Source organism: Halorubrum sp. SP3, assembly GCF_005435195.1.
Taxonomy (GTDB): Archaea; Halobacteriota; Halobacteria; order Halobacteriales; family Haloferacaceae; genus Halorubrum; species Halorubrum sodomense.
The window spans coordinates 119,509-133,180 of sequence record NZ_SGTU01000001.1; the positions used below are offsets into that span (position 1 = coordinate 119,509).

12 protein-coding genes are annotated in these 13,672 nt (G+C 72.2%); 4 read left to right on the forward strand and 8 right to left on the reverse strand.

The window, feature by feature from the left end; all coding sequences use genetic code 11:
• Nucleotide 1: 1 nt before the first annotated feature.
• Nucleotides 2-178 (reverse strand): hypothetical protein, encoded by a 177-nt coding sequence (locus EXE42_RS19170; RefSeq protein WP_199240722.1) that lies wholly within the window; start codon nt 176-178, stop codon nt 2-4.
• A 97-nt stretch (nt 179-275) separates the two neighbouring features.
• Between EXE42_RS19170 and EXE42_RS00655 the strand changes: the two genes are divergently transcribed.
• Entirely contained in the window at nt 276-476 is a 201-nt protein-coding gene (locus EXE42_RS00655; RefSeq protein ID WP_092920013.1) for a hypothetical protein, read from the forward strand.
• 105 nt (nt 477-581) lie between these two features.
• On the forward strand, nt 582-3,005 hold the full coding sequence (locus EXE42_RS00660; protein WP_137705705.1) for a cation-translocating P-type ATPase: 2,424 nt from the start codon (nt 582-584) through the stop codon (nt 3,003-3,005).
• A 13-nt stretch (nt 3,006-3,018) separates the two neighbouring features.
• Here the strand turns inward: EXE42_RS00660 and EXE42_RS00665 are convergent, their stop codons facing one another.
• The 5 genes from EXE42_RS00665 to EXE42_RS00685 all read right to left on the reverse strand — a co-directional run bounded on the left by EXE42_RS00665 (nt 3,019) and on the right by EXE42_RS00685 (nt 6,508).
• The gene (locus tag EXE42_RS00665) at nt 3,019-3,399 is read right to left on the reverse strand and encodes a hypothetical protein (RefSeq protein WP_241988304.1); all 381 of its coding nucleotides are present in this window, start codon (nt 3,397-3,399) and stop codon (nt 3,019-3,021) included.
• A gap of 321 nt (nt 3,400-3,720) precedes the next feature.
• Nucleotides 3,721-3,963, reverse strand: coding sequence for a SelT/SelW/SelH family protein (locus EXE42_RS00670; RefSeq protein ID WP_092920011.1), 243 nt, complete (start codon nt 3,961-3,963; stop codon nt 3,721-3,723).
• 80 nt (nt 3,964-4,043) lie between these two features.
• Nucleotides 4,044-5,447 carry a heme o synthase gene (locus EXE42_RS00675; RefSeq protein ID WP_137705706.1) on the reverse strand — a complete coding sequence of 468 codons (1,404 nt, stop codon included), beginning with the start codon at nt 5,445-5,447 and terminating at the stop codon, nt 4,044-4,046.
• Between the two features lie 96 nt (nt 5,448-5,543).
• Nucleotides 5,544-5,996 carry an adenylyltransferase/cytidyltransferase family protein gene (locus EXE42_RS00680; protein ID WP_092920009.1) on the reverse strand — a complete coding sequence of 151 codons (453 nt, stop codon included), beginning with the start codon at nt 5,994-5,996 and terminating at the stop codon, nt 5,544-5,546.
• On the reverse strand, nt 5,993-6,508 hold the full coding sequence (locus tag EXE42_RS00685) for a Mov34/MPN/PAD-1 family protein (RefSeq protein ID WP_137705707.1): 516 nt from the start codon (nt 6,506-6,508) through the stop codon (nt 5,993-5,995). The genes EXE42_RS00680 and EXE42_RS00685 overlap by 4 nt, the downstream gene beginning before the upstream one ends.
• A 139-nt stretch (nt 6,509-6,647) precedes the next feature.
• Between EXE42_RS00685 and EXE42_RS00690 the strand changes: the two genes are divergently transcribed.
• Entirely contained in the window at nt 6,648-8,621 is a 1,974-nt protein-coding gene (locus tag EXE42_RS00690; RefSeq protein WP_137705708.1) for a DHH family phosphoesterase, read from the forward strand.
• A 36-nt stretch (nt 8,622-8,657) separates the two neighbouring features.
• Here the strand turns inward: EXE42_RS00690 and EXE42_RS00695 are convergent, their stop codons facing one another.
• Both EXE42_RS00695 and EXE42_RS00700 read right to left on the reverse strand, forming a co-directional pair.
• Complete coding sequence (locus tag EXE42_RS00695) at nt 8,658-10,334, reverse strand: phospholipase D-like domain-containing protein (protein WP_137693470.1); 1,677 nt, start codon at nt 10,332-10,334, stop codon at nt 8,658-8,660.
• Nucleotides 10,335-10,464: 130 nt separating this feature from the next.
• Nucleotides 10,465-11,934: a HEAT repeat domain-containing protein gene (locus tag EXE42_RS00700; RefSeq protein ID WP_137693435.1), complete on the reverse strand. Its 1,470-nt coding sequence runs from the start codon at nt 11,932-11,934 to the stop codon at nt 10,465-10,467.
• 268 nt (nt 11,935-12,202) lie between these two features.
• On the opposite strand from EXE42_RS00700, the gene EXE42_RS00705 reads away from it, so the two are divergent.
• The gene (locus EXE42_RS00705) at nt 12,203-13,669 is read left to right on the forward strand and encodes an MATE family efflux transporter (RefSeq protein WP_092920005.1); all 1,467 of its coding nucleotides are present in this window, start codon (nt 12,203-12,205) and stop codon (nt 13,667-13,669) included.
• The last annotated feature ends 3 nt before the right edge of the window (nt 13,670-13,672 follow it).

The window sequence follows — 13,672 nt, forward strand, 5'->3', positions numbered from 1 at the left end:
ATCACCCCACCACGACGAGATCTCGTCCCAGGAACTCTACGAAGTAGATGTACACCCATGCGAGCACTAGAATCACGAAGTAGATCCCGATGAGCGTGAGCGTACCGATCGGGTCGAACTCCTCCCCGTCGCCGCCCACGTCGTCCGCGTCGGCGCGTGCGGTCTCGCTTCGAGCCATACCCCGGGTTACGACCCTCGTAATATATACGATCGACTCGTTCCCAGCTCGTGAGAACTTTGCCGTTATCTATGACTACCAGAAGCGTAGCGACTCTATGCGATTCTCGTTACAACAGGCCGTCCTCTTGGTCCTTGGCGGGCTCGTTCCCGCGGCGGTGTTCATCGCCGACCGCGCGGAGTTCGTCGTCGCGGTCACGCTGGTGAACGTCCTGCTCATCTGGGCGAGCCTCCGGATCGCGACCGGCGGAAGCCTACCGGGGTTCGGGGGCGACACGACCGAACCGGATCAGGCGTAACCGGTCGGGACGCACCGCGAGGCGACGGACGGGCCGAGGGCACGCCGCCCAGCGGCCGACGGTCCGGGAACGCGCCGCTCGGCGGAACGACGGACACCATCACGCATGCCAGGCTGTACACTCTGTGACCTCCCGACCGGGGACGACCCGCACACGGCTCCGGACGTCGACGGCGAGTTCTGCTGTCGCGGGTGTCTCGCAGTCGCGCGCTCGCTGGACGACGTCGAGGACCTCGACGACCTCGACGAGCGGCGGCCCGACGCGACGCCGGACGAGGAGTTCGACGGCGAGACGACGTTCCTCCACGTCGACGGGATGCACTGCGCGACCTGCGAGTCCTTCCTGGAGATGACGGCCGGCGAGCAGGACGGCGTCGCGGCCGCCGAGGCGAGCTACGCCACCGATACGATCCGGGTCGACTACGACCCAGACGCCGTGAGCGCCGACGAGCTCCCGGACCGGCTCTCTGTCGCGGGCTACTCGGCGAGCGACCGCGCGGACCCGGCCGACGACGGCGACGACGCCGTGGTCCGGTTCCTGATCGGCGGCGGCTTCTTCGGGATGATGGCGATGCTGTGGTACGTCGTCTTCCTGTACCCGACCTACTTCGGCTACGAGCCGATCATCGAGCTGGGCGGGGTCTCGGGCACCTACCTCTTCGCGCAGATCTGGCTGTTCGCCTCCATCGTGCTGTTTTACACCGGCTATCCGATCCTGCGCGGCGCGTACGTGAGCCTCCGGGCGCGACAGCCCAACATGGACCTCCTCGTGTCGCTCGCGGCGACGAGCTCGTACGCGTACAGCACGCTCGCGCTGCTCGTCGGCCGGACCGACCTCTACTTCGACGTGACCATCGCCGTGATCCTGGTCGTCACCGCCGGCAACCACTACGAGTCGATAATTAAGCGCCGGGCGACGGGCATGCTCGCCGACCTGACGACGACCGATGACCGCACCGTGCGCACCGAGGCGGGCGAGCCACTCGACGCCGACGCGGTCGACCCGGGCGACCGCCTGCTCGTGCGCCCCGGCGAGCGCGTGCCGTTCGACGGGACCGTCGCCGAGGGGACCGCCGCGGTCGACGAGGCCCTGGTCACGGGCGAGTCGCTCCCGGCGACGAAGCGCGAGGGCGACCCGGTCCGCGGCGGCACCGTCGTCACCGACTCGCCCGTCGTGATCGAGGTCGGCGAGGACGCGGCGAACACCCTCGACACCCTCGTGCGCCTGCTGTGGGAGATCCAGAGCTCGCGGTCCGGAATCCAGCGGCTCGTCGACCGGCTGGCGACGGTGTTCGTCCCGCTCGTCGTGGCGGTCGCGACCGTCGGCGCCGCCGCCACCCTCGCCCTCGGCTCGGCGCCGATCGACGCCGCGCTCGTCGGACTGACCGTGCTGATCGTCTCGTGTCCGTGCGCGCTCGGGCTGGCGACCCCGCTCGCGGTCGCCGCCGGGATCCGCGACGCGGCGGAGCGGGGCATCGTCGTCGTCTCCGACGCCGTCTTCGAGGCGGCCGCCGACGTCGACACCGTCGTCCTCGACAAGACCGGGACGCTCACCGACGGCGAGATGCGGCTGCTCGACGCGACCGCCGAGGCGGGGACCCCGGTCGACCGGGTCCGGAGTCGCGCGGCCGCCGTCGAGCGCGCCTCGATCCATCCGGTCGCCGAGGCGATCGTCTCCGGCGTGCTGGGAGACGAGACGGGCCGAAACGAGGAACGGGCCGCGGCCGACGGCGGGGCCGCGACCGCCGGGGATCCGACCGCCGACGTGACCGACGCCCTCGACGGCCCCGCCGCGACCGACGTCGACGTCCTCGACCGCGGGGTCTCCGGCGTCGTCGACGGCGATGAGGTCCTCGTCGGCCACCCCGACTGCTTCGACGAGCGCGGCTGGCCGGCCGCGGATCGGCTCCGCGAGGCGGGGACGGCCGCCCGCGACCGCGGGAACGTCCCCGTCTACGTCGGCTGGGACGGTCGCGTGCGAGGGGTCCTCGCCGTCGGTGACGAGGTGCGCGAGGGGTGGGAGGCGGTCGTCGCCGAACTCGACGCGGACGGGCGGCGCGTGGTCGTCCTCACCGGCGACGCGCCAGCGGCCGCGACGCGGTTCGCGGACCACCCCGCGATCGACGAGGTGTTTGCGGAGGTGCCGCCGGAGGCGAAGGCCGAAACCGTCAGACGCCTCCGCGCCGACGGCTCGGTCGCGATGGTGGGCGACGGGAGCAACGACGCGCCCGCGCTCGCCGCGGCCGACCTCGGCGTCTCGATCGCCTCCGGGACGGACCTCGCGGCGGACGCCGCGGACGCGGTCCTGCTGGAAGACCGCCTCTCCGCGGTCCCGGAGCTGTTCGCCGTCACGCGCGGGACGAACCGGCGGCTGAAACAGAACCTCGGCTGGGCGTTCGTCTACAACGCCGTCGCGATCCCCCTCGCGCTCTCGGGCGTCCTCAACCCCCTCTTGGCCGCGCTCGCGATGGCGTCGAGCAGCCTCCTCGTGGTGACGAACTCCGCGCGGGCGGTGTTCGACCCGGACTGAGGCCCCGGGCCGGTCAGTTCCCGCCCTGTCCGGTGCCGCCCTCGCTCCGACCGCTCTCCGGGGGGAGGAGCCGGCGCGCCAGCGCGGCGAGGCGCTTGTACGCGAAGTTCACGTACAGCCCCGAGAGGAAGACGGTCCCGACGACGAGCGGCACGTCGTCGACGCCCTGACCGAGGACGAGGTCCGAGAGCAGGTAGATCTCGACGCCGAGCGGCAGCGCGGCGGGCAGCCGGAGGTTGTACCGGAGGAGCCTGCCGACCGAGGCGTCGAACCGCTCGATCAGGGCGGTGGAGACGAATCCCAGCCCGCCGAGCAGGTGAACAGGGCGACGAACGGGGGGGACGATCCCGGGACCGAGGCCCTCGACCCCCGCGTACGGCGCGTCGACGGCCACGGACGCCGCGGCCGTGAGCGCGGCGGTGAGGAGGACGGCGACGGCGACGACGGCGGTTCCGAGCCGGGACCGATACCGAGTCCGCGCGAGCTACGGTCGGTCGTCCGCGCCGGACGCGGGGTCACCCGCCAGCGTCGGATCGTCGGTCCCGGAGGTCGGGTGCTCGGCGGGAGGTTCGTCGCGCGCCCACTCCGATGCGTCCGACGTCGCCGGGGCGGTTCGCGGCCGAGCGACAGTTAGCTTGCGCCTCGTGAACTATCCGCAAGGAATTTCGAGGCGTTGCGTCGACGAGAAGAGCGACGCCGAGACCGCGGTCGGGAGTTACGCGGTCGCGCCGACGTGCGGCTTGACCGCGCGGACGATGGCGTCGACGTCGTACTCGTCTTCCTCCTTGTCGAAGACGACCTCGCCGTCGGCGCGGACGATGAACACGCCCGCGTCGCCGGTCACCAGGGCGACCTCGTCGACGCTCTCGCCGAACTGTTTGAGGATCGCCTCTGAGACGTCCTGAGCGCGGTTCAACATGCCACACGGGACGCAGTACTCGATTTCGACGCGTGTCATACTCGACGGTAGTACGCCAACCGGATTAAACGGGAGGGTCGCGGTCGGCCCCGGATCGTCCGAGCGAGCCGCCGACCGCCTCAGACCACCAGCGCGTCGAAGACGACCGCGAACAGCAGCAGGCCGAGGTAGGCGTTCGAGGCGTGGAACGCGCGGAACGCCGCCCCCTCGGTCTGCTCGTAGTGGAGCCGGACGACCGTCCAGAGGAAGACCCCTCCGACGGCCACCCCGACGACGGCGTACAGCGCGCCGAGCGGGTCGGCGGCCGCGGCGAGCGCGACCGCGGCGACGAGCGTCGCGCCGAGGTACCAGAGGATGTGACGGCGCGTCGCGGTCTCGCCGCGGACGACGGGCATCATCGGGAAGCCGCCGCGCTCGTAGTCGTCCTTGTACGCCAACGCGAGGTTGTAGAAGTGCGCCGGCGTCCACAGGAAGATCACCGCGGCGAGCAGCACCCCGCCGCCGCCGACCTCGCCCGTGACCGCGGCCCAACCGATGAGCGCCGGGAGCGCGCCGGCCGCGCCGCCGATGACGGTGTTCTGGACCGTGTTGGGCTTCAACACGAGGGTGTACACGACGCTGTAGAACGCGATGGCGACCAGCCCGAGCGCGGCCGTCAGGGGGTTCACCGTCCAGAACAGCGCGAGGGAGGCGACCGCGAGCAGGCCGCCGAACGCGAGGGCGTTCGTGACCGGGACCAGGTCCGTCGCCAGCGGGCGGTCACTGGTGCGTTGCATCCGCTTGTCGACGTCGCGTTCGAGGACGTGGTTGAACGTCCCGGAGGCGCCGATGGAGAGCGCGCCGCCGGCGAGCGTCGCGGCCACGACCCGGGGCGTGAACCCGGACCCGCCCGCGAGCGCCATCGCGGCCGCGGCGACGAGGCAGAGCAGCCACATCAGCCGCGGCTTCATCAGTCGGAAGTACGCCGCCGCGGTCGCCTTCAGCCGGGGGAGCGTCGCGGAAGGGATCTCCGGCTCCGGCGCGTCCTCAATCGGCGGAAGGTCGTCGGTACCGGGTTCGAAATCGTCGGGCGCGTCGTCCGGCACGCCGGTCTCGCTCTCCAGCCACCAGGCGAGCGCCGCGAGGACGGCGCCGAAGATGCCGACGCCGAGAAGGAGGTGAACCGACCCGAGCGCGGCCGGCAGCCCGTCGACCGCGACGAGAGCCCCGACGCCCGCTTGGGCCGGGTAGACGACGAGCGCGAGCGCGAGCGCGGCGCGAACCCGACGGTCGGCACCGTTCCGCCACGCGAGCGCGGCGGAGAGGGCGACGAGGAGCCCGACGGCGACCGCGAGCGCGCGGTGGCCGAGGGCGATCCAGCCCTCGGTCGCCGTCGGGAGCGCGGCGCCGTCCCCGCAGGCGGGCCAGCCGCCACAGGCGGTCGCCGCCTCCGTGAGGGAGGTGGTCGCACCGACGACGACGAGGAGGTACACGCCCATCGCGGCCGCGGCCAACACCGCGGGGAACTTATCGGGGATATTCACTCACCTCGATTTGGGAGTCAGCCCATTTAGATGCCGCGCTTCCGCCCCCGGGCGAGTCCGGGCGCGTGGCGGTCGACCGGGTCCTCCGGCGGCGAGTCACGAGGGCGTCGCGTCCGATTCGTCGCCGCGCTCGCGGAGGATCCGGTCGACGATGTCGCCGCTGGAGAGCAGTTCGTCCTCGTAGTTCGGCTCCCGGCCCGAGGCGCGCTCGACGCGGCAGTCGATCTCGCGGGCGTCGAGGGCGGCCGCGATGTCGGCCTCGTCGTGGTGCTGGTCGAACCCCAACACGATCACGTCGGGGTCGAGCCGCTCGATGGGGACGAACACGTCCTCGGGGTCCCCGAGGTGCGCCTCGTCGACCGCGTCGAGGGCGTCGACCATGTCGCGCCGCTGGCGGGCGCACAGCACCGGCGCGGGCTTGTGCGTGACGTTGGGGCGGCGGGCGACGATCGCGTGGAGCTCGTCGCCGTACGTCGCCGCGTCCTCCAGGTAGTGGACGTGGCCGGGGTGAAGCAGGTCGAAGGTCCCCTGCGCGACGACCCGCGTCATCTGAACCACGAGAGGAAGCCGCCGGAGTCGCGGTCGTCCAGCTCGCGGTCGATGTCCGCCTGGGTGAAATCGAAGAAGTGCTCGTCGGGCACCGCCACGTCGAGCACGTCGAGGGTGGTCTGGGCCCCCTCGTTGTCGAACGCCTTCCAGTCGCCCCACCCGTAGGGAGCGCCCACGATGATGTGCACCTTCCCCTGTCCGAAGGTGGCGAGGTCGGCGTCGCTCGGGCGCAGCGCGCCGTTCGGGTGCGAGTGGACCGACCCGACCGCGCGCATGTCGTTCGGCTTCATGTGCGAGCGGACGCTGGCGCTCGTCGGGCTCGACTCCGTGCCCGGGATGACGAGCACGTCGGTGATCACCTGGCCGTCCCGGTCGAGGTCCAGCTTCCGGGCGTCGTCCGCGCGGAGGAACCCCATGTACTCGTTGGGGTGCGTCTCCTCGCTCGCCTCGAGCACGAACTCCAGGGTCTCTCGGGCGATGCCGAGGAGCTCGTCCGAGCGGAACAGTCGCATGAACGAGACAAGTCGCCGTCGCCTCATAGGGGTTCCGGACCGCGGGACGCGGATGGGTCTCTCGGCCGTCGACGATCGAGTCCGGTGCCGTGAGCCCCGAGAGAACAGGCTTAACACCGGCCGTTCCCGAGACGTGTCCATGAGCGAAAACACCGCCGGAGATTCCGGCACGCGGGGCGATTCGAGCCCCGAACTCGACGCCGACGCGGCGGAGGGGACGGCCGAGGACGAGCGAGCGGAGAGCGCGACCGGCGACCGCCCGACCGTCTACGACCTGGCGCCGGACTGCACCCTCGAAGACGCAGAAGTCGACGCCCTGTACCACGCGGAGGTCAACGGCGTCGTCGACTACGGCGTGTTCGTCGACCTCTCCGACGCCGTGAGCGGCCTGGTCCACGAGTCGAACCTCGACGGCGAGTACGCGGTCGGCGACCGGCTGATCGTCCGGCTCACCGAGGTGAAGGAGAACGGCGACGTGGCGTTCGACGACGTCGACCCCGACGACTACCGCACCGAAGTCGTCGCCCACGAACCGACCGTCTCGCGGGTCCGGGGGCTCACCCCGGGCGACGAGGTCACGGTCGAGGGGGAGGTCGTCCAGGCGAAACAGACGGGCGGCCCGACGGTGTTCGCCGTCGCGGACGCCTCCGGCGTCCTCTCCTGTGCCGCCTTCGAGTCCGCCGGCGTCCGGGCGTACCCCGAGGTCGAGGTCGGCGACATGGTCCACGCCTCGGGGACGATCGAGAGCCGCGAGGAGGCGCTCCAGCTCGAGGTCGACTCGCTGAAGCGGCTCTCCGACGAGCGCGCCGGCGACGCCCGCGAGCGCTACGAGACGGCCCTCGACGAGCGCGCCGAGCCCGCCGACGTCGACCCGCTCGTCGAGTGGGAGGCGTTCGAGCCGATCCACGAGGACCTCCGCGAGCTCGCGCGACTCCTCCGCCGGACCGTCCTCGCCGGCCGCCCGATCCGTGTCCGGCACCACGCCGACGGCGACGGGATGTGCGCCGCGATCCCGGTCCAGCTCGCCGTCGAGAACCTGATCGAGGAGGTCCACGGGGACCCGGACGCGGCGCGCCACCTGTTCAAGCGGCTCCCGAGCAAGGCGCCCTACTACGAGATGGAGGACGTCACCCGCGACCTCAACTTCGCGCTCGAAGGCCGGGCCCGCCACGGGCAGAAGCTCCCCTTCCTGCTGATGCTCGACAACGGGTCGACCGAGGAGGACGTGCCGGCCTACGAGAACCTCGCGCACTACGACATCCCCATCGCGGCCGTCGACCACCACCACCCCGACCCCGAGGCGGTCGAGCCGCTGCTCGACGCCCACGTTAATCCCTACCTCCACGGCGAGGACTACCGGGTCACGACGGGGATGATGTGCGTCGAGCTCGCCCGCCTGATCGACCCGTCGCTCACCGAGGAGCTCGAACACGTGCCGGCGGTCGCCGGCCTCTCCGACCGCTCGAAGGCGGAGGCGATGGACGACTACGTCGCGCTCGCCGCGGGCGCGGGGTACGACGAGTCCGACCTCCTCGACATCGGCGAGGCGCTCGACTACGCCGCCCACTGGCTCCGCTACTCCGAGGGGAAGACGCTGGTCAACGACGCCCTGAACGTGGGCTGCGACGACGAACAGCGTCACGAGGAGCTCGTGGAGTTCCTCTCGGAGCGCGCCGAACGCGACGTGGATCGCCAGCTCGACGCCGTCGACGACCACGTCGAATACGAGCGGCTCGCCTCCGGCGCGCACCTCTACCGGATCGACCTAGACGAGTACGCCCACCGGTTCACCTACCCCGCGCCGGGGAAGACGACCGGCGAACTCCACGACGCGCGGGTGAAGGAGACGGGCGACCCGGTCATCACCATCGGCTACGGGCCCGACTTCTGCGTGCTCCGCTCCGACGGGGTCCGGCTCGATATCCCGAACATGGTGACCGAGCTGAACGAGGAGCTGCCCGAGGCCGGCGTCTCCGGCGGCGGCCACCTCGTCGTCGGCTCGATCAAGTTCGTGAAGGGCCGCCGGAGCGAGGTCATCGAGGCGCTCGTCGAGAAGATGGCCGGCGCCGAGATCGACGAGGCGCTCTCGTCGACCATCGCGCTCGACGACTGAGCCGGCGGCCGCGACCGCCGACAGTCGACGTCGTTTTCAGCCGAACTCGACTCCGCGCCGAGCGACGGCACCGGCCCCCGCGAGGGCGACGCCGAACCCGGCGACGAGCGTGATCGGGAGGTGAACGCCGCCGCCGCGCCAGTCGGCGGCGTACGCGCGGGCGTAGAAGTCCGCGACGGACTCGTTCTCTATCGCGATCAGGACCTCCCGATTGTTCGTCGTCGCGCTCGGGTTCCAGTTGAGGCTGCCGACGATCGCTGTGTCGTCGACGACGAGTCCCTTCGCGTGGACCTTCCCGTACCGACCGCGCGGCGCCGCGAGGTCGACCGCGATCGGTTCGTTCGCGAGCGCCGCCGAGAGGTTCCGGTTCTCCTCGCGGTCGTACCACGCGTTCGAGAGGAGCAGGTGAACGTCGACGCCGCGGTCGGCCGCACGTCGGAGCGCGCGCACGATCCGACCGTCGGGACCGCCGACGCGCGGCACGACCGCGAGCACCCGCTCGTCGGCCGCGTCGATCCGCGCGACGATCCGGTCGGCCGCGTTGCCGGGCGCGGTCAGGACGGTCACGTTCGCCGCCGCCGGCTCCCTCGGAGCCTCGAACCGGGTCGGGAACGAGCCGTTCGCCCGCCCGCCGTCGTAGAACTCGGTATCGGCGCGAAAATCGCGCCACCGCCGCGCGTCGTGCGCCCGAAAGTCGGCGAGGAACAGCGCGGCGAGGTCGTCCGCGACGGTCGCGTTGCGCTCGGAGGCGGTGCCCCCCTCGGTCCCGGTGCTCCCCTCGATACCGGTGTCGCCTTCGACGAGCGCTCCCCACCCGCGGTTGCTCCGCCCGCCCGTGCCGGACGGCTTCCAGTTCTCCGTGAGGACGACGGCGTCGTCGTCCGCGACCGCGTACTTGGGGTGGTGGAACCGGAACCGTTCGACCTCGCCGTCGAGGATCCGGACCTCGACGCCGGCGGCCGTCAGCCGGTCGATCAGTTTCGCGCTCCGCGACGAGAATCCGCCGACCGGCGAGCCCTCCAGCAGCACCCGAACGCGCACCCCGCGGTCGGCCGCGGCGGCGAGCGCCTCGACGACCCGCTCCGACGCCAGCGTGTAGCCGGCGACGAACAGGCGGTCGTCGGCGGTTCGGAACGGTTCGACGGGCATCCCGGGACTGTCCGGGAGGACGAACGGCGTGACGGCGGCGCCCGGCGTTCGACGTGGCGACCGGGGCTCGTACCCTCGCGGCCGCCACTCCCCCCACGCGGCCCGCCAGCGGTCCCCCTCGCTGGCGCGGTCGTAGGCGGCGACGTCGACCGCGGCTCCGTCACGACGGAGTTCGATCCGTTCGCCCGAGGCCGAGAGGGGAAAATAGTCGTTCAGGCGACGGATCTCCGGGGTGTCGGGACCCGTCGCCTCGGTATCCCCCGCGGAGCCGCCGAGGATCGACGCGGTCCGGTTCGGCGCCATCGACAGCGTCACGGTTCCGCTCGCGTTCGCCGGGATGTCGGCGTCGTAGTAGCCGTCGGAGAGCGACCAGTTCCCGCGCTCCGGGAGGGAGACGACGAGGTACTCGCCGCGGTCCTCCTCCGTCGCCGGGTTCGGGTACAGCTCGACGATCCGCGGCTCACGGGCGGCGTCGGACGCGTTCGTCGGCGTCGGTTCACCCCCGTCGAGAGGGGCGGCAGCCGCCGTGGAACAGCAGGCGACGCTCGTCACCGCGACGAGCAGGACGAGCGTCGCGACGCGAGACGGGCGTTTCGGAGGACGGAGCGACACGGGGGACCTGTCGCCGGTATCTGATAAAAGGGTTCGCGACCGGGACGATTACTCGGACCCGAGACGGACAGTCGCGGGCGATTCAGGCCGTCGCCGCGGGCTCGGTCTCGTCGTCGAGCGCGTCCAGCGCCTTCTCGCCCTCGGTCGAGACGACGAACGAGCGCTCGTCGGCGTACTCGGCGACCGCTTCGAGCGCCTCGCGGGTGCCGATCTGCCGCAGCGCCCAGCCGGCGGCCGCGCGGACGTCGTCGGACGGGTGCGCTTCGAGCGCGTCGGCGAGCGGCTTGACGGCGCGGGTGTCGCCGATCAGCCCGAGCGCGCGGGCGGCGTGGGGACGGACCAGCTCGTCGGTGTCGCCGTCGGGGTCGAGCCGGTCCGCGAGCGGCTGGACCGCCTCGGGCGCGCCGATCTCGCCGAGGGCTTTGAACGTCGCCTTCTGGAGCTGCGGGTTCGAGTCCTCGCCGACGTACTCGATCAGGGTGTCGGTCGCCTCCGCGGCCGCCATCTTCCCGAGTATCCGGATCGCGGGCCGGTCGCGCTTCTCGGCGCGGCCGAGGACCTCCTCGACGGAGTCGTCCGTCTTGCCGCGCTTGCCCATCCGCTCGAACGCCTCCAGGCAGTGGCGCTCCATGAACTCGGACTGGAGCGAGTCGAGCGCGAGCAGGATCATGTCGACGTTCCCCCGCGCCTCGTGCTCCTTCAGCGCGGCCCACTCCACCGGGAAGTCCTTGTAGTGGCCGAGCACGTCGTAGTACTCCTGCGCCCGGAGCTGCTCGTGGGTCTCGAGGTCGTCCCACTCCTCGGCGTCGTCGAGGGCGGCCTCCAGGTCGCCGGTCGCCTCCAGCAGCGCGGCGATCACGTCCGCGTCGTCGTCCGCGTCGAAGCCGGCGTCTGCGACCGCCGCGGCGACGGCGTCGAGCGCCGCGGTGAGCCGATCGACGGGTATCGGCCCGGGGGCGTCGTCGGTCTCCTCGCCGTCCGCGACCTCGTCTAAGAGCGCCTCGGGGTCCTCCTCGGCCCCGTCGATCGCGTCGGGCGCCACGTCGATCGCGTCAGGGGCCGCGTCGTCGATCGCGTCGGCGGCCTCGGCGACGAACGACGCGACGGCGGCCGCGACGTCGTCGTGCCCCGCGTCGGTCCACTCCGTGTCCTCGACCGTCCCGGCGGCCGCCTCGACCGCGTCGACGACGTCTTCTCCGTAGGGGCCGCGGGCGTCTTCGACCCCCTCGCGGAGCTCCGCGACGCGGGCTTCGAGGTCGCCGCGGGGGTCGTCGGCGTCCTCGTCGTCCTCGTCCGGCTCGGGGAGGTCCGCCTCCTCGATCCCGGTCTCCGCGTCGTCTAAGAGCGCCTCGACGTCGTCGAGGTCGGCCTCCGTCTCGGCGGCCTCGAGGCGGCCGGCGATCTCGTCGAGGTACTCGGTCAGGGACTCCTCGGTCGCGTCATCGGGGAGCGTCGGGGCGGCCGTCTCCGCCGACTCGCCGGCGTCCCCGCCGTCGTCCGCGGCGTCGGCCTCCTCGGAGGCGTCGGCCGGGTCGTCGTCGCCGTTGCTCATATATCACAGAGTCCGTGTGTAGTCCATTAAGAGGTTTCCCTTCGCGGGCGGCAAGCGGCCTGTGCGCGGAACCGGGCCGGCGCCGAGCGCGCGGAACCGGGACGGTGTGCGCGGCGGACAGACCGCCTGCGACCGGAGACCGACCGCCGCCGCGGGACGGTCGGACCGCCGGTGAGCCGGGACGAACCGACGGCGGACCCTCCGGTTCGAGTGTCGTGTTCACGACCAGCACTCTTTTATTATCTCCTTCTAATACCGAAACGATCCGATGTGGGACGTCGACCGAGAGGCGGTCACCGACGGGCCGGTCGGGCGCGTGTTGCTCGTCCTCGCCGCGCCGCTCGTCGCGCAGAACGTCGTGTACGTCGCCAACGCGCTGATCGACACGTTCTGGCTCGGGCGGGTCGGCGAGGACGCGGTCGCCGCCGTCGGCCTCAGCCTCCCGATCCAGTCGCTGCTCGGCGCGACGGTCGTGATCGGCGCGGTCGGCACCCAGATCCTCGTCGCGCAGCGCGCCGGCGACGACGACGAGGCGGGCGCGCGCCGCGTCGCGGTCAACGGCGCGCTCGTCGCGCTCGCGGTCACCGCTGCGGTCGCGGTTCCGGTTGTCGTCTACGCCGAGGAGGTGGTAACGCTGCTCGGGGCGGACCCGGCGCTCGCCGGGACGACGGCGACGTACCTCGCGATCGTGGTCGCCGTCCTCCCCGTCGGCGCCGTCGGCGACACCGTCGAGAACTGCTTCACGGCGTACGGCGACACCCGCGCGGTGTTCCACGTGAGCCTCGTGGGCGTCCTCGTCAACCTCGTGGCCGCGCCGGTGCTCATCTTCGGGGTCGGGCCGGCCCCGGAACTCGGCGTCGCCGGCGCCGCGATCGGCACCGCGCTCGCCGGCGTCGCCGGACTCCTGTGGATCCTCGGGTACGCCGCGGGGATCGGCCGCGACACGTTCCGGCTCACCCGCCGGGCGTTCGCGTTCGATCCCGCGACCGTCCGCGAGGTCGTCTCCGTCGGCCTCCCGCTCGGCGGCCAGCGCGGCGTGAGCGAGCTGGTCAGGGTCCTCGTCGTCGGCCTCGTCGCGATCGCCGGCGGGACGGCGGGCGTCGCGGCGTACACGGTCGGCGCGCGGGTCGCGACGCTGGCGATCGTCCCGGCGCTCGGGATACAGCAGGCCGCCCAGTCGATGATCGGGCAGAACGTCGGCGCGGACGCTCCCGCGCGCGCCCGCCGGACGACCACCGTCGGCACCGCGATGGTCGTCGCGGGGTTCCTCGCGCTCGGCGCCGTCCAGTTCCTGTTCGCCGGGGGAATCGCGGACCTGCTCGCCCCGGACCTCACCGCGGCGGGACGCGACCTCGCGGTCACGTACCTCCGGATCCTCGGCGCCTCGTACTGGGCGCTCGGCGGGACCTACACCCTGTTAGCCGCGTTCAACGGCGCCTCCCGCACCCGCACCTCGTTCGCCGCCGACCTGATCAAGTACTGGGCGGTCCGGTTCCCGATCGCGCTCGCGGCCGTTCCCGCCGCGACGACGTTCGGCGCCTTCGGCGTCACGGTGACGCCGGGGCTGGGCTGGGGCGTCGCGGCCGTCTTCTGGGCGGTCGCGGCCTCGAACGTCCTCGGCTTCCTCGGCCTCGGCGCGTACTTCCTGTACGCGACGCGGCGCGGGATGTTCGCGAACGCCGCCGAGCGCGCGAGCGGCGGCGAAGCGGTCGCCGGGACGACCGACGACGACTAACCG

Bases quoted from the DNA above. Each gene is read 5' to 3' on its own strand.
- EXE42_RS19170 (WP_199240722.1), bottom strand. From the start codon at position 178: ATGGCTCGAAGCGAGACCGCACGCGCCGACGCGGACGACGTGGGCGGC.
- EXE42_RS00655 (WP_092920013.1), top strand. From the start codon at position 276: ATGCGATTCTCGTTACAACAGGCCGTCCTCTTGGTCCTTGGCGGGCTC.
- EXE42_RS00660 (WP_137705705.1), top strand. From the start codon at position 582: ATGCCAGGCTGTACACTCTGTGACCTCCCGACCGGGGACGACCCGCAC.
- EXE42_RS00670 (WP_092920011.1), bottom strand. From the start codon at position 3,963: ATGACACGCGTCGAAATCGAGTACTGCGTCCCGTGTGGCATGTTGAAC.
- EXE42_RS00680 (WP_092920009.1), bottom strand. From the start codon at position 5,996: ATGACGCGGGTCGTCGCGCAGGGGACCTTCGACCTGCTTCACCCCGGC.
- EXE42_RS00685 (WP_137705707.1), bottom strand. From the start codon at position 6,508: ATGCGACTGTTCCGCTCGGACGAGCTCCTCGGCATCGCCCGAGAGACC.
- EXE42_RS00690 (WP_137705708.1), top strand. From the start codon at position 6,648: ATGAGCGAAAACACCGCCGGAGATTCCGGCACGCGGGGCGATTCGAGC.
- EXE42_RS00700 (WP_137693435.1), bottom strand. From the start codon at position 11,934: ATGAGCAACGGCGACGACGACCCGGCCGACGCCTCCGAGGAGGCCGAC.
- EXE42_RS00705 (WP_092920005.1), top strand. From the start codon at position 12,203: ATGTGGGACGTCGACCGAGAGGCGGTCACCGACGGGCCGGTCGGGCGC.